Source organism: Phenylobacterium montanum, from assembly GCF_018135625.1.
GTDB lineage: Bacteria > Pseudomonadota > Alphaproteobacteria > Caulobacterales > Caulobacteraceae > Poindextera > Poindextera montana.
Genome location: NZ_CP073078.1, coordinates 941,218 through 959,953, shown reverse-complemented (window position 1 = coordinate 959,953; position 18,736 = coordinate 941,218). Strand labels below are relative to the sequence as shown.

Annotated in this window: 16 protein-coding genes; 10 read left to right on the top strand and 6 right to left on the bottom strand. The window is 68.8% G+C overall.

Features of this window, described 5'->3' with window-relative positions:
* Window positions 1-7: 7 nt before the first annotated feature.
* Window positions 8-2,122, top strand: coding sequence for an ATP-binding protein (locus KCG34_RS04325; RefSeq protein ID WP_211939169.1), 2,115 nt, complete (start codon window positions 8-10; stop codon window positions 2,120-2,122).
* Window positions 2,123-2,296: 174 nt separating this feature from the next.
* Here KCG34_RS04325 and KCG34_RS04320 read toward each other — a convergent pair whose 3' ends face one another.
* Complete coding sequence (locus tag KCG34_RS04320) at window positions 2,297-2,965, bottom strand: hypothetical protein (protein ID WP_211939168.1); 669 nt, start codon at window positions 2,963-2,965, stop codon at window positions 2,297-2,299.
* A gap of 66 nt (window positions 2,966-3,031) precedes the next feature.
* Complete coding sequence (locus KCG34_RS04315) at window positions 3,032-4,189, bottom strand: acyltransferase family protein (protein WP_211939167.1); 1,158 nt, start codon at window positions 4,187-4,189, stop codon at window positions 3,032-3,034.
* Window positions 4,190-4,281: 92 nt separating this feature from the next.
* Between KCG34_RS04315 and KCG34_RS04310 the strand changes: the two genes are divergently transcribed.
* A complete protein-coding gene (locus KCG34_RS04310; RefSeq protein WP_249138214.1) occupies window positions 4,282-5,097 on the top strand; it encodes an SDR family NAD(P)-dependent oxidoreductase in 816 nt (271 codons plus the stop codon).
* Window positions 5,098-5,407: 310 nt separating this feature from the next.
* On the opposite strand, the gene KCG34_RS04305 is transcribed toward KCG34_RS04310, so the two are convergent.
* On the bottom strand, window positions 5,408-5,821 hold the full coding sequence (locus KCG34_RS04305; protein WP_211939166.1) for a YybH family protein: 414 nt from the start codon (window positions 5,819-5,821) through the stop codon (window positions 5,408-5,410).
* A gap of 208 nt (window positions 5,822-6,029) precedes the next feature.
* Window positions 6,030-7,331: an MFS transporter gene (locus KCG34_RS04300; RefSeq protein WP_211939165.1), complete on the bottom strand. Its 1,302-nt coding sequence runs from the start codon at window positions 7,329-7,331 to the stop codon at window positions 6,030-6,032.
* Between the two features lie 172 nt (window positions 7,332-7,503).
* Between KCG34_RS04300 and greA the strand changes: the two genes are divergently transcribed.
* The 7 genes from greA (at window position 7,504) to KCG34_RS04265 (ending at window position 15,854) form a co-directional block, all read left to right on the top strand.
* Window positions 7,504-7,989, top strand: coding sequence for a transcription elongation factor GreA (gene greA, locus KCG34_RS04295; RefSeq protein ID WP_211939164.1), 486 nt, complete (start codon window positions 7,504-7,506; stop codon window positions 7,987-7,989).
* Window positions 7,990-7,996: 7 nt separating this feature from the next.
* Window positions 7,997-8,434, top strand: coding sequence for a DUF488 domain-containing protein (locus KCG34_RS04290; RefSeq protein ID WP_211939163.1), 438 nt, complete (start codon window positions 7,997-7,999; stop codon window positions 8,432-8,434).
* A gap of 96 nt (window positions 8,435-8,530) precedes the next feature.
* Window positions 8,531-9,814, top strand: coding sequence for an NAD(P)/FAD-dependent oxidoreductase (locus KCG34_RS04285; protein WP_211939162.1), 1,284 nt, complete (start codon window positions 8,531-8,533; stop codon window positions 9,812-9,814).
* Window positions 9,815-9,824: 10 nt separating this feature from the next.
* A complete protein-coding gene (locus tag KCG34_RS04280) occupies window positions 9,825-10,175 on the top strand; it encodes a cupin domain-containing protein (RefSeq protein ID WP_211939161.1) in 351 nt (116 codons plus the stop codon).
* A 158-nt stretch (window positions 10,176-10,333) separates the two neighbouring features.
* Window positions 10,334-12,361 (top strand): alpha/beta hydrolase family protein, encoded by a 2,028-nt coding sequence (locus tag KCG34_RS04275; RefSeq protein WP_211939160.1) that lies wholly within the window; start codon window positions 10,334-10,336, stop codon window positions 12,359-12,361.
* 5 nt (window positions 12,362-12,366) lie between these two features.
* A complete protein-coding gene (locus KCG34_RS04270) occupies window positions 12,367-13,968 on the top strand; it encodes a carboxyl transferase domain-containing protein (protein ID WP_211939159.1) in 1,602 nt (533 codons plus the stop codon).
* Between the two features lie 5 nt (window positions 13,969-13,973).
* Complete coding sequence (locus KCG34_RS04265) at window positions 13,974-15,854, top strand: acetyl/propionyl/methylcrotonyl-CoA carboxylase subunit alpha (RefSeq protein ID WP_211939158.1); 1,881 nt, start codon at window positions 13,974-13,976, stop codon at window positions 15,852-15,854.
* Here the strand turns inward: KCG34_RS04265 and KCG34_RS04260 are convergent.
* Together KCG34_RS04260 and epmA are read right to left on the bottom strand one after the other, a co-directional pair.
* Entirely contained in the window at window positions 15,851-16,906 is a 1,056-nt protein-coding gene (locus KCG34_RS04260; RefSeq protein WP_211939157.1) for a lysine-2,3-aminomutase-like protein, read from the bottom strand. The genes KCG34_RS04265 and KCG34_RS04260 overlap by 4 nt on opposite strands.
* Window positions 16,907-16,954: 48 nt before the next feature.
* Entirely contained in the window at window positions 16,955-18,019 is a 1,065-nt protein-coding gene (epmA, locus tag KCG34_RS04255; RefSeq protein ID WP_211939156.1) for an EF-P lysine aminoacylase EpmA, read from the bottom strand.
* 131 nt (window positions 18,020-18,150) lie between these two features.
* Here epmA and efp point away from each other — a divergent pair, with 131 nt between their 5' ends.
* Window positions 18,151-18,717, top strand: a complete 567-nt coding sequence (gene efp / locus KCG34_RS04250; protein WP_211939155.1) for an elongation factor P — start codon at window positions 18,151-18,153, stop codon at window positions 18,715-18,717.
* Window positions 18,718-18,736: the final 19 nt, after the last annotated feature.

The window sequence follows — 18,736 nt, the reverse complement described above, 5'->3', positions numbered from 1 at the left end:
CGAAAGAATGGACGAAATCGCCGCCGGCGCACACGCCAGCTGGACCGCGCGCCTGTTCGTCACCCTGGGCGCGGCGGCCATCGGCGGAGCCCTGACCCACTGGAGCCTGGCGCTCGGCTGGGGCGCCGTCGCCGTGCTGCTGGAAGGCTGGAACTGGTTCGCCACCCGCCGCCAGTTCCTCGACCAGCCGGTCGGCTGGGGCGACCGGGCGGGCTACTTCGCCGTCATGACCCTGGGCTACAGCTGGTGGTTCGCCCTGGCCCTGGTGCTTTGGCTGAACCGCACGCCGGAGAGCGCGATCTGCGGCGTCGGAATCTGGCTCGGCATCATCAGCTTCGCCCAGTGCTACGCCTACCAGTCGCCGCTGGGCTTCTTCGTCGGCGGGGTGATCCCGGCGCTGGGCATGCTGGCGGCCAGCGCCGTGGCGCCGTTTCGTCCTGGGCCGGAAGGCCTGATCGTCACCGCCTGCCTGCTTTTGGTGGCCCTCTTCATCGCCAGCGGCGCGCGAACCTCCTTCGCCGCCCGGCGCAAGTTCCTCGAGGTGCGCGACCAGCTCAGCGCCAGCGAGGCGGAATACCGCTTCCTGGCCGACAATATCGACGACGTCATCGCCCTCAGCCGCGCCAATGGCGAGCGCCACTACATCTCCCGCTCCATCGAGCGGGCCCTGGGGCACAGGGTCGATGACCTGCTGAACACCCCCAACTACACCTACCTCTATCCGGAAGACGCGCCGCGGGTCCGCGCGGCCATAGCCGGCCTGACCCCCGAAAACCCCGAATGCCAGCTGGACTATCGCGTGATCCGCAAGGATGGCGGGATCACCTGGGCCGAGACCCTGTTCAAGCGGGTGCCGGACGACGACCCGATCGCGCCGGGCGACATCCTCAGCGTCTCGCGCATCATCGACCGGCGCAAGGCGCTGGAGGCCGAGCTGGTCCAGGCGCGCGAGCGGGCCGAGGCGGCAGCCACGGCCAAGGCCGACTTCCTGGCCAACATGACCCACGAGCTCAGGACCCCGCTGAACGCCATCATCGGCTTCTCCGGCCTCCTGCGCGATTCCCCGACCCTGACTGGCCAGGACGCGAGGCAAGCCCGGCTGGTCTATGAGGCCAGCGCCAGCCTCCTGGAGTTGATCAACAGCGTGCTCGACTTCTCCAAGATCGAGGCCGGCGCCCTGGAGCTGGAGCCGCGGCCCTTCGAGCTGCACGAGTGGGCGGGGGCGACCGTGGACATGGTCCGCCAGCAGGCCGAGGCCAAGGGCCTGGCGGTGAGCGTCGAGATCGACCCGGCCCCGGTCCATCTGCGCGGGGACGCCGGCCGGCTGCGCCAGGTGCTGGTCAATCTCCTGTCCAACGCCGTCAAGTTCACCGCCCGCGGCGGGATCACCGTCCGGGTCCAGGCCGAGGCTGTGGGGGGCGAGGCCACGCTGCGGGTCGAGGTCGCCGACACCGGGGTCGGCATCGCCGCCGAGCAGATGGACGTCCTTTTCGAGCGCTTCTCCCAGGCCGACGCCTCTATCGCTCGTCGCTTCGGCGGCACCGGCCTGGGCCTGGCCATCTCCAAGCGCATCGTCGAGATGATGGGCGGGCGGATCGGCGTCGACAGCGAGGAGGGCAGGGGGGCGACCTTCTGGTTCGAACTGACCTTGCCCCTGGCCGATCCCGCCGATGTCGCCGCACGGCAAGAGCCAGCGCCGGCTGCGCCCGACCGCGCCCTGCGGCTGCTGCTGGTCGAGGACGTCGAGGTCAATCGCGAGCTGGTCCTGGCCATCCTCGCCCCCTTCGACGTCGAGGTGGTCACCGCCGAGAACGGGCTGGAGGCCTTGGATCGCATCCGCGAAGGCCGGTACGACCTGGTGCTGATGGACGTGCAGATGCCGGGCATGGACGGCCTGACCGCCACCCGCCGCATCCGCGCCATGAGCCTGGCGCACGCAGCCAACCTGCCCATCATCGCCATGACCGCCAACGTCCTGCCCGACCAGATCGCCCGCTGCCTCGAAGCCGGCATGAACGACCATATCGGCAAGCCGATCAGCCCGGCCGCCCTGCTGGACGTGCTGAACCGCTGGGCCGGTGCGAACGACGCCGAAGCGACGGGGCTGGTCGGGGTGGACTGAGGGCGCACGCACGGAACACCGCTCCCAGAGGGAGAGGGAGGGGCCCGCGGCGAAGCCGTGGGAGGGTGAGGGGTTTCGCTGGTTCAGGATAAATCTGAGAGGCCGTACCCCCTCAACCTCCCATTCGCTGGCGCGAACGGGCCCCTCCTTCTCCCCATGGGAGAAGGGACTTTTTCACGGCGCCCCAGCCATAGGCGGCGGCCTGAACAGCCGCACATAGGCCCCATCCGGCGCCACGAACGGCGAAGTCTCATCGCCGCTCGCCGTCTCCTCGACGGCCCAGGCCTCCCTGGCCAGATGCACCCAATTCACCGGGATCTGCAGGTCCCGGCAGATCATCTCGATCACCACGCCGATCGGCTTGGAGAGCACATCGCCGTAGATGTCTTCGTCGGAAAGCCGCTCCCAGACCCGGCCGCAGAGGCGCTCGGCCTTCCAGGCTGTGGCCTCGTCGTCCGCCACCACCCGGTTCACGATCCGCGCGATCCGCCGCCGACGCCGCTCCAGCGGGTCTTCCGCCGCCACCGCCGCAACGGCAGCCGCGGGCGCCTGCCCAGCCTCCAGCGCCGCCAGGTCCTTGATCGCCTTGGTCTGCAAGGCGAGCGTCAGCCGCACCGCCCGGGTGACTTTTTGGAACGCCCGGTCCAGCCCCTCGACATCCTTGCCGCCCGCCGCGTCCTCGACGGTCCTTTGCGCCAGGGCCTCGGCCATCCGCGTCCCCGCCTCGGCCAGCCGATCCAGAAACGCCACCTGCCGCTCCGCCACCCCACGCGCCATCGCCGCCACGGACACGGGGTCCGCCGCGCAGGCGTCGTCGAAGTCGGAGGGTTCGGGCTGATGCATGATGTGACAAATAGGAACATTATTCCATGGATTTGTCAAGCTGGCCCCAACGCCTCCGCGCCCGCGTCAGGCGTTCTGGACGGCCGCCCCGGGCGCCCTCGCGCCCTTCAGCCAGCGCCGCACAGGCTCGTCGTAGAGCTTCAGCGCCGCCCAGGCGACCGCCACCACCAGTGCGAACGCGGCGGCCGCAACCAGGTGGGCGACCGGGGCGGGCGGTTTGCGGAAGGTGACAAAATTCATGTAAATCAGCAGGAAGGGATAGTGCAGGATGTAGATCGGATAGGAGATCCGGCCCGCGAACTTGCACAGCGCCATCTCGGCCCGGCCGATCTCGGAATGGGCGCCGCAAAGGATGATCGCGGGGAACAGCAGCATGGCGACGAGAGCCTCGAACAGGCCGTTGCCGTGAGGGATCGACCGCGGGACCAGCGGCGTGGCGAAGATCAGGACCAGGATCACGCTCAGCACGCCCCAGCCCAGCCGAACCGCCGGCGCCTGCTCGCGCACCCGGTAGAGCCACAGGCCCATGGTGAACGAGAAGGTCATCCGCGTCGGCGCGATCCAGAATGTCGTCCAGTCCGAGCCGAGATCGATCGAGTTCGAGCGCCACAGCACGCTCAGCAGCGCCGCCGCGGCCACGGCGGCCACGACCCCAAGGGCCTGCGTCCCCAGCCGCCGCAACACCAGGGCGTAGGCCAGGTTGCCTACATATTCCTGCAGCAGCGACCAGGCCGGCGAGTTGAGGCTGTGGGTGTCGGTCCAGCGGTTGGGCAGGGGCGGGTGTGGCAGCAGCAGGCAGGCCAGGGCGAAGTCGCCCAGCACCACCGGTAGTGCGATCAGCTTCTGGTTGGCGGCGAACGGATCGATCAGGAAGCTGGCCAACCCCAGCACAGCCCCTAGCAGCACCAGCGGGTGCAGGCGAACCAGGCGAATGGCGACGAACTCGCGGACGGACATGGTCCCCCAGCGCCCGTCATAGGCATAGGCGACCACGAAGCCCGACAGGCCGAAAAAGAAATCGACCGCCATCGCCGCGTGGTGCAGCCCCTGGCCCTTGTCGGTCCAGCTGATCGGCATGCCCATGATGTGAAACAGCACCACCATCACCGCCGCCGTGCCCCGCAAGCCATCCAGCACCTCATAGTGCGGCTTGCCCTGGGCGGTGAGGTCCGGCCCGGCGGCGCGCTCGGGACTATGGGCGTGGCTCGTCAGGACGCTGGTCATAAAGCCAAGCTACTGACAACGATCGCAGGCCGCAACGGATGGGAGATGAAGGCCTATCCGAAGCCAGGATAGCATCGCCGCGACGGACCCAGATGCGCCCGTTGCTCCCGTTGATCGCGCCGCAGAATCCGGACGTCTGGCGGCGCCGGCCGGCGGCTCATATGCTCGGCTCAGCAGTCGCGAAAGGTCTGAGCGTGAGCAATTCAGCGTCAACAGGCGCCGGGAAGTCGATCCTCATCGTCGGCGCTTCGCGCGGGCTGGGCCGTGCGATGGCGGCTGAGTTCGCGACAAGAGGATGGAGCGTGGTGGGCGCCGTGCGAGCGGCCAAAACCCCGCTGCACGCCCTTGCGGCCGAGCGACCCGACAAGGTCGAGGTCGAGATGCTCGACATGACCGACCACGATCAGATTCGGAGTCTGCGCGATCGCCTTTCGGGCAGGCTGTTCGATATCGTCTTCATCAACGGGGGGATCGTCAATCGAACACCCTCGGACACGATGGCGGACGTTTCCACGGAGGAGTTCGTCAATGTCATGCTCACCAACGTTCTCGGCGTCATGCGCGCTGTCGAACACCTTGGCGTCCTGGCCCGCCCCGGCGGTGTCATCGGCGTCATGTCTTCGGGGCAAGGCAGCATCGCCAACAACGCCAGCGGCGCAAACGACGTTTACCGCGCCAGCAAGGCGGCCCTGAACCAGTCCATGTCCAGCTATGCTGGCCGGCACGCTGGGGAAGGGCGGGCGATCGTTCTGATGGCGCCCGGCTGGATACGCACGGAGCTGGGCGGTCCGGGCGCGCCGTTCGGCGTCGAAGAAGTCATGCCGCAGATTGTCGATGTGCTCGCCGCACAGCAGGGGCGTCCAGGATTGCGGTTCCTGGATCGCAATGGCGATACGGTGCCTTGGTGACGCCGACAGGCGTCTTCGCCGTGACCTTGCAATGGCCCGCTCGGCGCCAATTTTTGCCGTTCTTGAGCCTGCTGCAAAGCGTCGAATAGCGCGGTTGCGTTCCGCATCAACCCAGCCCCGCAGCGAGCGGCGACAGGTCCGGTGTACGCCGCCACTCGCAAAGATCCGATTCAACGAAGCCGAGGCCGGGCGCCGCGGTGTGGCGCGGAATGAAGCGGACTCCCGGCAGGGTCGGGCGGGGCAGGGTTTGGGGGAGCGAGCGCTCCAGTGAATCTGGTCGCCGGCCTTGTTCGCCGCCGGACCTTTGACGTCAGTGGAAAATGTCGGTCCACAGCTTCCAGGCGCCGCCGACCCGCTTCCAGACCACCACATAGGTCGCCTTCACGGTGACGGGCTTGTCCCCGCGCGTGTCGAAGCTCGCGGTCCCGACCTCACGGATATAGTCCGGCGACAGGCGCACCACGTCGGTCGTGATCAGCTTCAGGTTGCTGACGCTCTTTTCGAAGCTGGCGAGATAGGGGCCGATCGCCGGGCCGGACACGAGGCTGTTGTCGGGCGGAAGCATCAGGGCGTCGGGCGCATAGAGCGCCGCCATCCCGGCGCCGTCCCCGCGGTTGGCGGCGGCCGAAAACTGGTCGTTCAGCGCCTGGATATCCGCTTTGTCGTCGGCCCTTGCGGCTCCGGCCAGTAGAGCGGCCAGCAGGCCAAGCATGATCGCGCGCATGTTCCTCGTCGGCTCCTGTCGTTGATCCACCCCTACGAACTGCACCTTGCATGGCCTGAGATACGCGGCGCCGGCGCAGCGTGAATAGTCATGATCTCTTGCGCTGCGCTGCGCCACAAGAGTCCGTTCGGGGCGATAGCTCCCGCGCCGGAAGCGGACGCCCGGCCCAGGAGAGGAGCGTGCAGTCGGCGCCCCCTATATCTTCACCTCAAGCCCCCACCTTCGCCGGCGCCGACTCCCGGATCGCCAGCGCGCCCACGATCCCGATCGCCGTCGCCACCATGCAGAAGTAGGCGGGGCTGAGGTTGTCGTGGGTGGCGGCGATCAGCCAGGTGGCCACGAACTGGGTGGTGCCGCCGAAGAGGGCGATGGTGACCGCATAGGCGATGGCCAAGGTGCGCGAACGGTCGGACTTGCGGATCGACTCCGTGATCGAACTCATGATCGCCCCGCCGCTGGTCGAGGCGCAGACCGTGATCACCAGGGTGATCAGCACCAGGGTCATGGCGTCCCTGTGGCGGTCGAGCAGCCAGAAGGAGGGCAGGACGGCGAGCAGGAACACGATCCGCGGGAGCGCGATCAGCGGCCGGCGGCCGACGCGGTCCGACAGCACCCCGCCCACGAGGTTCGCCCCTATGCCGACCACGCCGTAGACGATCGGCGCGCTGAAGGCGACGCTGGTCGTCATGTGCAGGATTTCGTGGGCGTAGGTGGTCAGGTAGCTCTGGATGTAGGTCGCCACCGTGCCGCCCACGAGCATGGCCATGCTGCACAGGATCACCCGCCACTGAAAGCCGTCGGATTCCCGGTGGATGACGCTGGGCGGCTCGTAATGGTGCAGGGTCTCGGGCAGGGTGCGGCGGATCATCAGGCCGAACGGCAGCACCACCGCGCCGAGGCCGAGCGCGATACGCCAGCCGAAATCGCCCAGCTGCGCCTCGCTGAGCAGGCTGGCCAGGCCCATGCCGACCAGGCCGGCGACCAGGGCGGCGATGTTCTGGCTGACCGACTGCATGGCGGTATAGAGCCCGCGGTGCTGCGGCGGCGCCGCCTCGAGCAGGAAGGCGGTGGACGGGCCGACCTCGCCGCCGAGGGCGAAGCCCTGCACCAGCCGGATCAGCACGATCAGCACCGGCGCCGCCGGCCCGATGGCGGCGTAGGAGGGGCAGAGCGCCATGGCCAGGATGGCGAGCCCCATCAGGGCGAAGCTGATCAGCATGGCCGGCTTGCGCCCATGTCGGTCGCCGATATGGCCGATCACGATGGCGCCCAGCGGCCGGGTCGAGAACCCGACCCCGAAGGTGGCCAGCGACCAGAGCAGGCTGTCCATCGCGTTGGCCGAGGGGAAGAAGGCGCGGCCGATATGGCCGGCGAAGAAGGTGAAGGTGGTGAAGTCGTAGAATTCCAGCGCGTTGCCGATCACGGCCGCGCCGACGTGCCGCTTCAAAATGGCGGGCGCCGCGGGCGCGTCAGGCCCCGCCGCGGCCGATCCCGTCGCCGTTGTCGTCACACCAGAACTCCAGCCCCGCAGAACATCCCCAGGGCCAAGGTGGGGGCGATGGCCGCGGGGGTCAACGCCGGAGGCGACCGTTCCGTGGCGTAAGCATTTGACCTGGGCCGGCCCCAGGCCCATCTGAGATGAGCGGCGGCGCTGGTCCGCCGCCTTGCCGAGTACGGATCAAATGAGCGTCGCCTTCACCCGCGAGGAAGACAGCGAAGCGGCCGCCGTCAACCTGCCTGACCGCCCCATCTCGTCCCACCCGAACCTGGTCACCGCCAAAGGTCTGGCCGCCCTGGACGCCGCCCTGGCCGAGGCGCGCGCCGCCTATGCCGCCGCCCAGTCCGAGGGCGGGGTCAGCGCCGACCGCACCGCCATGGCCCGGGCCACCCGCGACCTGCGCTACTTCCAGGCCCGCCGCGCCTCGGCGCAGCTGACCGAGCCGCAAGGGCCGGCCGACCAGGTGCTGTTCGGCCGCAAGGTGGTGCTGGAGCGCGAGGACGGCCGCCGCCAGGCCTTCCGTATCGTCGGCGAGGACGAGGCCGATCCGGCCCTGGGCGCCATCTCCTACATTGCGCCCCTGGCCAAGGCCGTGCTGGGCAAGGGCGTCGGCGACACCGCCGAGGTCGCCGGGGCCGAGGTCGAGATCGTCGGCGTCGAGCCGGGCTGAGCGGCCCATGCCGGGCAAGGTCTTCACCATCGGCTACGAGCGCGACACCCTGGACGGGGTGATCGGCCGGCTGAAGGCCGCCGGGGTCGAGATCGTGATCGACGTGCGCGCCGTCGCCGCCTCCCGCCGGCCCGGCTTCTCCAAGACCATGCTGGGCGAGAGCCTGCGTGAGGCCGGGATCGGCTACGCCCATCTGCGCCCCCTCGGCACGCCCAAGGCCGGCCGCGAGGCCGTGCGCGCCGGCAAGGTGGAGCTTATGCGCCGGATCTTCGCCGACCACATGGCCGAGCCGGAGGCCATCGCCGCCCTGGGCGAGGCGGTGCGCATCGCCGAGGCGCGGCCGGCGGCTCTGCTCTGCTACGAGGCCGAGGCCTGCGACTGTCATCGCCGGATCGTGGCGGGCGAGATCCGTGATCGTCTTAAATGCGATATCGTGGATCTTTGATCACGGTCGGCGCCTGAATTGCGTTCACCTGGCCGCCAGGTGTTGCCAAGGCGCGCAGAACCCTCCCCAAGTTGACGTAAGGGGAGCCATCAGAGCATGCACTACGATATCGTCATCGTCGGCGGTGGCGCCGGCGGGCTTGAGCTTGCGGCCCAGCTGGGCCGCGCTTTGGGACGCAAGCGCGGGCGCGAACGCGTCCTTCTGATCGACCGGGCCGTATTCCACATCTGGAAGCCGACCCTGCACGAGGTCGCCGCCGGCACCCTCGACACCCACCAGGAGGGGCTGTCCTACGCCATCCTGGCCCGCCGCAACCATTTCAGCTTCGCCCTCGGCGAGCTGGAGGGGCTGGATCCGGAAGCCAAGCGCCTGACCCTGAAGGAGATTCGCGACAAGGACGGCGAGCTGATCGTGCCGGCCCGCGCCATCAGCTTCACCTGGACGGTGCTGGCCATTGGCAGCGGCTCGAACTTCTTCGGCACGCCGGGTGCGGCCGAGCACGCCTATGTGCTGGAGCAGACCGAGGACGCCGAGCGCTTCCACACGCGCCTGCTCAGCGCCTTCACCAGGGCCTCCTTCACCGAGGCCGGCGCCCTGAACATCGCCATCGTCGGCGGCGGGGCGACCGGGGTCGAGCTGTCGGCCGAGCTCCTGGAGGCCCACACCGAGCTCCTGCAGAGCCTCGGCCCCTCGCAGCGCTTCCGCCTGGGCCTGACCCTCGTGGAGGCCGCCGACCGCATCCTGGGCGGCCTGCCGGAGAAGATCTCCGAACAGGCGACCCTGACCCTGCAGCGCCGCGGCGTGCGGGTCCTGACCGGCGCCAAGGTCCAGGAGGTCGCCGCCTGCGGCCTCGCCACCAGCGCCGGGCCGATCCCGGCCGACCTCGTGGTCTGGGCCGCCGGGGTCAAGGCGGCGGATAGCAACGCCGGCCTGGGCCTTGCGGTCACCCGCTCCAACCAGTTCCAGGTTGACGACCACCTGCAGACCTCGGCCCCCGGCGTCTTCGCCCTGGGCGACTGCGCGGCCTGCCCCTGGCGCGACGGCAAGCTGGTGCCGGCCCGCGCCCAGGCGGCGCACCAGCAGGCCAGCTATCTGCGCAAGGTGCTGCTGGCCAAGCTGCGCGAGGGGCACGTCGCCGAACCCTACGCCTATCGCGACTTCGGCTCGCTGGTGTCGTTGGGCGAGAACCGCGGGGTGGGCTCGCTGATGGGCAATCTCGGCGGCAAGAACTTCTTCGTCGAGGGCCTGATCGCCAAATACATGTACATCTCGCTGCACCTGGCCCACCACCGCGCCATCCTAGGCTTCTGGCAGACGGTCGTGCTGGCCCTGGCGCGCCTGCTGCAGGAACGTGTATCGGGGCGGCTGAAACTGCACTGAAAGCGCATCCATGACCGCCAAGCTGATCCGCATCCCCGGCCAGGCCGAGCCCGTGACCGAGCCGGTCGCGCCTGATCGCCTCTTGGAAGGCCATCCCGTCACCGAGACCCGCAACGCCTACGAAAAGGGCGAGCACACCTATGTCGGCGAATGGGCGGCGGGGGAGGGCGCCTGGCGGGTCGCTTACGACGAATGGGAGTTCTGCCACATCCTCTCAGGCGTCTGCGAACTGGTCCCCGATGACGGCGAGGCCATGCGCTTTTGCGCCGGCGACAGCTTCGTCATTGAACCCGGCTTTGCGGGCGTCTGGCGGGTGCTGGAGCCCATGCGCAAGCGCTATGTGATCCGCCTGGGGGAGTAGGCGGTCTCGTGCGCCGGTCCTGCGGTTTCGCGCACGAACCTCGCAACATCGCCATCCCATTCGGCAAAAGGATGCTCTAGGTTCGCCGAGTCGGCGGGACAGCGCCGCGGATGCAGGGGAGCGGCGCCTTGGTTCGGCATGGCTTGTTGGCGTTTCTGATGGCCGGGACGGCGTTCGGCGCGGCCCTGGCGGCGAGCCCTGAGGCGCCGGCGCGCACCTTCCAGCCCCTGGACCTGTTCCAGCTGCAGGCGGTACGCGATCCCGAGATCGCCCCGGACGGCCGCCAGGTCGCCTATGTGCGCGACGCCTACGACATCATGACCGACAAGGCTGGCCATTCCATCTGGCTGGTCGACGCCGCCAGCGGCGCGCAGGTTCCGCTGGGCGGCGGGGGCGTGGCCCAGACCACGCCGCGCTGGTCGCCGGACGGCAAGCGCCTGGCCTACGTCCAGGTCAGCGACAAGGGCGCGGCCGAACTCTATGTGCGCTGGGTGGGCGCCGGCGCCAGCGCCCGGATCGCCAGCCTGCCCCAGGCCCCGCGCACCCTGGCCTGGTCGCCGGACGGCCGCCAGATCGCCTTCGTCATGTTCACCCCCGGCGATCCGCCCTCGATCGGCCAGGCGCCCCCCAAACCCGACGGCGCCCACTGGGCCGAGCCGCTGCAGGTGATCGACACGGTGCAGTTCCGCGCCGACGACCAGGGCTACCTCAAGCCCGGCCATCCTCAGCTCTACGTGGTCGCCGCTGACGGCGGGGCGATCCGCCAGCTGACCTTCGGGGCCTTCGATGACGACGCCCCGATCAGCTGGACGCCGGATGGCCGCAGCCTGCTGTTCTCGGCCAACCGCGGCGCCAACTGGCAGCGCGAACCCCTGGAAGCCAATGTCTATTCGGTCTCGGTCGCCGACGGGGCCTTGACCCAGCTCAGCCATGGCTTCGGCCCCTATGGCGAGCCCCAGGCCTCGCCCGACGGCAAGCTGGTCGCCTTCACCGGCTTTGAGGACAAGCACGTCGGCTATCAGAACATCGAGCTGTTCGTGATGGACCGCGACGGCAAGGCCGCGCACTCCCTTACCAAGAGTCTCGACCGCTCGGTGGACAGCCCGCGCTGGGCCGCGGACGGCAAGAGCGTCTTCGTCCACTACATCGACCAGGGCGTCGGCAAGGTCGGCCGCGTCGGCCTGGATGGCCATTTCGAGACCGTGGCCGCCGGCATGAACGGGGGCGAACTCGACCGGCCCTATTCCGGCGGCGAATACAGCGTCTCGCAGACCGGCATGGTCGCTTTCACGCAAGGCGCGCCGGACGAGCCGGGGGACTTGGCCCTGGCCCATGGCGGCAAGACCGAGCGCCTGACCCGCCTGAACGACGGCCTCTTCGCCGGCAAGGCCCTGGCCAAGGTCGAACCCCTGGCGGTGACCTCGTCCTTCGACAAGCGTTCGGTGGGCGCCTGGATCGTGACCCCGCCGGACTTCGACCGGGCGAAGAAGTATCCGCTGATCCTCGAAATCCACGGCGGCCCCTTCGCCAGCTACGGGCCGGTGTTCGGCTCCGAGGCGCAACTCCTGGCCGCGGCCGGCTATGTGGTGGTCTATGCCAACCCCAGGGGCTCGACCTCCTACGGCTTCGACTATGCCGACCAGATCAACTACACCTATCCCAACCACGACTATGACGACCTGATGAGCGTGGTGGACGCCGCCATCGCCAAGGGCTCTGTCGATCCGAACAACCTGTTCGTCATGGGCGGCTCGGGCGGCGGCCTGCTCACCGCCTGGATCGTCGGCAAGACCGACCGCTTCCGCGCCGCCGTCAGCGAAAAGCCGGTGATCAACTGGACCAGCGAGGTCCTGACCACCGACGGCGCGGTCAGCCAGGCGGCCTATTGGTTCTCCAAGATGCCCTGGGAGGACCAGGACCAGTACTGGCGCCGCTCGCCCCTGTCGCTCGTGGGCGCCGTCAAGACCCCCACCATGGTCATGGTCGGCACTGAGGACATGCGCACGCCGCACAGCGAGGCCGAGCAGTTCTACGAGGCGCTGAAGATCCGCGACGTGCCGACCATGATGGTCCGCGTCCCCGGCGCCTCGCACGAAAGCCTGGCCGAGCGTCCGTCGCAGCAGGCGGCCGAGATCTCGGCCATCCTGGCCTGGTTTGAAAAATATCGTCGTCCAGCAGGGTCCTGATCCTGATGTCCACCCATTCCCGGCTTTCCACCACGATCGACGGAGCCTCGGAGGGCTATGCCCGCAACCGCGAGGTCAATCTGGCCCTGGCGGCCGAACTGCGCGATCGCGTGGCCACCGCTGCGCTCGGCGGCCCGGCCGCCGCCCGCGACCGCCACACCAGCCGCGGCAAGCTGTTGCCCCGCGACCGGGTCGAGCGGCTGCTCGATCTCGGCTCGCCGTTCCTGGAGGTCGGCCAACTGGCCGCCTTCGACCTCTATGGCGGCGAGGCGCCGGGCGCCGGCGTGATCACCGGCATCGGCCGGGTCTCTGGCCGCGAGGTGATGATCGTGGCCAACGACGCCACGGTCAAAGGCGGCGCCTATTTCCCGATCACGGTGAAGAAGCACCTGCGCGCCCAGGAAATCGCCCAGCAGAATCGTCTTCCTTGCGTCTATCTGGTCGACAGCGGCGGGGCCAACCTGCCGCACCAGGCCGAGGTGTTCCCAGACCGCGACCACTTCGGCCGCATCTTCTTCAATCAGGCGCGGATGAGCGCCGAGGGCATCCCGCAGATCGCCTGTGTGATGGGATCCTGCACCGCCGGCGGGGCCTATGTGCCGGCGATGTCGGACGAGACGGTGATCGTGAAGGGGCAGGGGACCATCTTCCTGGCCGGCCCGCCGCTGGTGAAGGCCGCCACCGGCGAGGTGATCTCGGCCGAGGAGCTGGGCGGGGCCGACACCCATGGCCGCCGCTCCGGCGTGGTGGACCACGTGGCCGCCAATGACGAGCACGCCCTGGCCATCGTCCGCCAGATCGTTGGCAACCTGAATACGACCAAGCCCGACCAGCTGGTGCTCGAAGACCCCGAGCCGCCGCTCTACGATCCGGAGGAACTCTACGGCATTGTGCCCACCGACGTGCGCGCGCCTTATGACGTGCGCGAGGTGATCGCCCGCATCGTCGACGGCTCGCGCTTCGACGAGTTCAAGGCGCTCTATGGGACCACGCTGGTCTGCGGCTTCGCCCGCATCTGGGGCCAGCCGGTGGCGATCCTGGCCAACAACGGGGTCTTGTTCTCGGAAAGCGCGCTGAAGGGTGCGCACTTCATCGAACTGGCCTGCAAGCGGAAGATCCCGCTGGTGTTCCTGCAGAACATCTCGGGCTTCATGGTCGGCGGCAAGTACGAGGCCGGCGGCATCGCCAAGGACGGGGCCAAGCTGGTCACCGCCGTAGCCTCGGCCGAAGTTCCCAAGTTCACCGTGCTGATCGGCGGCAGTTTCGGCGCCGGCAACTACGGCATGTGCGGCCGGGCCTATTCCCCCCGCTTCCTGTTCACCTGGCCCAACAGCCGCATCAGCGTCATGGGCGGCGAGCAGGCCGCCAGCGTGCTGGCCACCGTCCACCGCGATGCGGACAAGTGGAGCCCGGAGGAGGCCGAGGCCTTCAAGGCCCCGATCCGCCAGCGCTATGAGGACGAGGGCAACCCCTACCACGCCACCGCACGCCTGTGGGACGACGGCGTCATCGACCCGGCCCAGACCCGCGACGTGCTGGGCCTGGCCATTTCCGCTTCGCTCAACGCGCCGATCCCGGAAACCCGGTTCGGCGTCTTCCGGATGTGACCCTCATGATCGGATCCGTCCTCATCGCCAACCGCGGCGAGATCGCCCGCCGCGTCATCCGGACCGCCCGCCGACTCGGCGTGCGCACCATCGCGGTCTATTCCGAGGCGGATGCGGGCTCGCCCCACGTGCGCGAGGCCGACGCCGCGGTCCTGATCGGCCCCGCCCCGGCGCGGGAGAGCTATCTGGTTCAGGGGAAGATCCTGGCCGCCGCCAAGACCACCGGGGCCGAGGCGATCCACCCCGGCTACGGCTTCCTCTCCGAGAACGCCGAGTTCGCCGAAGCGGTGATGGCCGCGGGCCTTACCTGGATCGGCCCGCCGCCGGCCTCGATCCGGGCCATGGGCCTGAAGGACGCCGCCAAGAAACTGATGTCGGAAGCCGGCGTGCCGGTCACTCCCGGCTATCTGGGCGACGATCAGTCCGAGGTCCGGCTGCAGGCCGAAGCCGACGCCATCGGCTATCCGGTGCTGATCAAGGCCGTGGCCGGCGGCGGCGGCAAGGGTATGCGCAAGGTCGAGGCCTCCGCCGATTTCGCCGCCGCCCTGGCCTCGTGCCGCAGAGAGGCGGCCGCCAGCTTCGGCGACGACAAGGTCCTCTTGGAAAAATACGTCACCCGCCCCCGTCACATCGAGGTGCAGGTGTTCGCGGACGCCTATGGCAATGCGGTGCATCTCTACGAGCGCGACTGCTCCTTGCAGCGCCGGCACCAGAAGGTGATTGAGGAGGCGCCCGCGCCCGGCATGGACGAAGCCACCCGCGCCGCGATCACCGAAGCGGCGGTCCGCGCCGCCAAGGCTGTAGGCTATCAGGGCGCCGGCACGGTCGAGTTCATCGCCGACGGTTCGCAGGGTCTCAAGCCCGACCGCGTCTGGTTCATGGAGATGAACACCCGCCTGCAGGTCGAGCACCCGGTCACCGAGGCGGTCACCGGCCAGGACCTGGTCGAATGGCAGCTGCGCGTGGCCTCCGGCGAGATGCTGCCCCTGACCCAGGACCAGATCCGCCTCACCGGCTGGGCCATGGAGGCGCGACTCTATGCCGAGAACCCGCAGACCGGGTTCCTGCCGTCCACTGGCCCCTTGGACCACTTCGTCCTGCCGGACGGCATCCGCGTCGACAGCGCGGTGGAGGAGGGCGGCGAGGTCACCCCCTTCTACGATCCGATGATCGCCAAGCTGATCGCCCAGGCTCCGACCCGGGCCGGCGCCGCGGCGCGCCTGGCCGAGGCCTGCCGGCAAGTGGAGATCTGGCCGGTGAAGGCCAACGCCGGCTTCCTGGCCCGCTGCCTCTCCGAGCCGGACTTCGTCGCCGGCGCCATCGACACCGGCTTCATCGAGCGCAAGCTCGAGGCCCTGATCGTCCCGCCCGCGCCCTCCGACGCCGTGCTCGACGCCGCCGCGTCCGCCCTGGCCACCCGCTTCGACGACGGCGACGTCTTCTCCCCAGGAGAGCCCCTGGCCGGCTTCCGCATGGGCCGCGCCGAGCCGGCCCGGGTGCGCCTGGCCCTCAACGGCCAGGTGATCGAACACCGGGCTCCGCGCGCCGACCTCGATACGGACGTCCTGATCGAAGGCGACGAAGTCATACTGTTCGAGGCCGGCGAAGCCCTGGCCTTCCACGAGCCCCGCGCCGACGCCGGCGGCCAGGAGGGGGCGACAAGCGATGGCGTGATCCGCTCGCCCATGCCCGGCAAGATCGTCCAGGTCCAGGTCAAGGTCGGCGACCAGGTGGCCAAGGGCCAGCCCCTGATCACCGTCGAGGCCATGAAGATGGAGCACGCGCTCACGGCGCCCTTCGACGCAACCGTCGCCGAGATCAAGGGCGCCGCCGGGGATCAGGTCTCAGAAGGGGCCATGCTCGTGCGGCTGGAGGCTGCGGGCTAGGACAGTTCGGGTCGGTAGGCGTGGCGAGCCCCCTGTGGGTCCTCGACTATCAGCCCATGGGTCGGGTGGCTTGAATGATAGTCCGGTCCGACAGGGACCTTGCCGTGGCCACCTGGGATGTCGAGCACATAGGTCGGCTGGCAGAGGCCTGAGATCCGGCCGCGAATGGCGCGCATCAGCGCCTGGCCTTCGGGGAGGCTGGTGCGGAAATGGCCGGTGCCGGGCGCCAGGTCGGCATGGTGCAGGTAGTAGGGCTTGATCCGGGTCTCCACCATGGCCCGGAACAACTGGGTCAAGGTCTCCGGATCATCGTTGACGCCTTTCAGCAGCACGGTCTGCCCCAGCATCGGCAGGCCGGCCTCAACGATCCGGGCGCAGGCGACCCGCGCCGCTGGCGTCAGTTCGCGGGGATGGTTCGCATGCAGGGCGACATAGACCGCCTTGCCGTCGCACGTCAGCGACGCCACAAGCTCGTCCGTGATCGCTCCGGGATCGACGGCTGGAATGCGGGTGTGCAGGCGAACCACCTTGACGTGCTCGATGGCCGCCAGGGCCGCCATGGCTTGGCGCAGGCGGCGGGGCGACAGCACCAGCGGGTCGCCGCCGGTCAGGATCACCTCCCAGATTTCCGAGCGCTCGCGGATGTAGCCGAGGGCTGTGGCCATGGCTTCGGGCGACAGTGTCCCCAACCCCTCCGGCCCGACCATCTCGCGGCGGAAGCAGAACCGGCAATAGACCGCGCAGGTGTGGGTCAGCTTTAAGAGCACCCGGTCGGGGTAGCGGTGGACGATCCCCTCGACCGGGCTTTTGCACAGGTCGCCAATCGGGTCGGCCGCTTCCTCCGGGGTGATTGTCAGTTCGGCTTCGTCCGGCGCAAACTGGCGCGCGATGGGATCGTTGGGATCATGCTGATCTATCAGCTCCGCCATGGCCGGCGTGATGGCGAGGGCGTAGCGTTGGGCCACCTTTTCGAGCGCCGGCAAAAGATCGGCGTCGATCAGGCCCGCATCGGCGAGTTCGCGGGAAAGGCGCAGAGTCTTGGTTTTGGGCAAGGCGATATTTTCCGGGGCCGGCTCCTATGGCCCAGGGCCGCCGACGACTCAAGCGCGGCCTGACGCCTCCGGCAGCGGCGTCCACAGCACCTGGTCGATGCGGTCCGCGCCGGTCGCCAGCATGACAAGGCGGTCGAAGCCCAGCGCCGCGCCGCTGGCCGCAGGCATGATCGCCAGCGCCGTCAGCAGGTCCTCGTCGATCGGATAGCGCTCGCCATAGATCGCCTGCTTTTCGGCCATGTCCGCCTCGAAGCGCCGCCGCTGCTCGACAGGATCGGTCAGCTCGCCGAAGCAGTTGGCCAGCTCGACCCCCAGGGCGTAGAGCTCGAACCGCTCGGCGACGCGCGGATCCGAGGGCTTGGGCCGGGCGAGGGCGGCTTCGGAGATCGGATATTCGCAGAGGATGGTCGCACGATCGAAGCCCAGCTTCGGCTCGACCAGGGCCACCAATACCCGGCTGAAGACGTCGGTCCAGCTGTCGTCCTCGGCCACCCGCACGCCGGCGGCCCGCGCGCCGGCCGCAAGGGCGTCGCGATCGCTTTCGCCCGAGGCGTCTATGGTGGCCAAAAGGTCGATGCCGGCGAAGCGGTCGAAGGCTTCGGCCAGGGTCAGGCGCTCGGGCGGTTGGAAGGGGTCGATCTGACGCCCCTTGAAGGCGAACCGTTTCGCGCAGGCCGTTTCGGCCGCCAGGGCCATGAGCGCGGCGCAGTCGTCCATCAGGGTCTCATAGGGCTCGCCCGCCCTGTACCATTCCAGCAGGGTGAACTCAGGACTGTGCAGCGGGCCGTCCTCGCGATTGCGCCAGACGCGGGCGAAATCGAAGATCCTGGGCTCGCCGGCGGCCAAGAGCTTCTTGCAGGCGAACTCCGGCGATGTACGCAGATAGAGCGGCGCCCGCTCGCCGGAGATGGCGACCTGCTCGGTGGCGAAGGCGTGCAGATGGGTTTCGTTGCCGGGCGATATCTGCAGCGCGGCGGTCTCCACCTCGACAAAATCGCGCTCCCCAAACCAGCCGCGAACGGCCGCGGTGATCCGGTTGCGGAGCACCAGCCGCGGGCGGCGATCGGCGTGCCGGTCGGGACGCCACCAGGGCGAGGGCAGGGGGCTGGGCACGCGGAAACGACCTCAAAACAGCGAAGACGGCTGGCGATCTTAGCGCCAATCGTATAGGTGCGCGGGAACTCTGATCACAAACAGACTCGCCGCGGCCGGACGGGCCGGACGGGCCTATGAGGAATTGACACGTGAAAGTCTCGGCCAGTTCGCTCCGCAAAGGCAGCGTCGTCGATGTGGACGGCAAGCTCTATGTCGTCCTGCAAGCCCAGAACATCCACCCCGGCAAGGGCACGCCGGTGACCCAGCTGGACATGCGCCGCATCTCCGATGGCGTGAAGATCTCCGAGCGCTACCGCACCACCGAGACCGTGGAAAAGGCGTTTGTCGACGAGCGCAGCTACAACTTCCTCTACCAGGACGGCGAGGGCTATCACTTCATGAACCCCGACAACTACGATCAGGTCGTGGTTTCGGAGGACGTGGTGGGCGACCTGGCCGCCTATCTGCAGGACGGCATGAGCGTCATGCTGAAGATCCACAACGACATCGCCATCGCCCTCGAACTGCCCCAGCGCGTGTCGCTGGAGGTCGCCGAGACCGAACCGGTGGTCAAGGGTCAGACCGCTTCCGGCTCCTACAAGCCGGCCCTGCTGGTCAACGGCGTCCGCACCATGGTGCCGACCTATATCACCGCCGGCACCAAGATCGTGGTGATGACCGAGGATGGTTCCTACGTCGAGCGCGCCAAGGATTGATCTTGGCGAACGAGGTTCT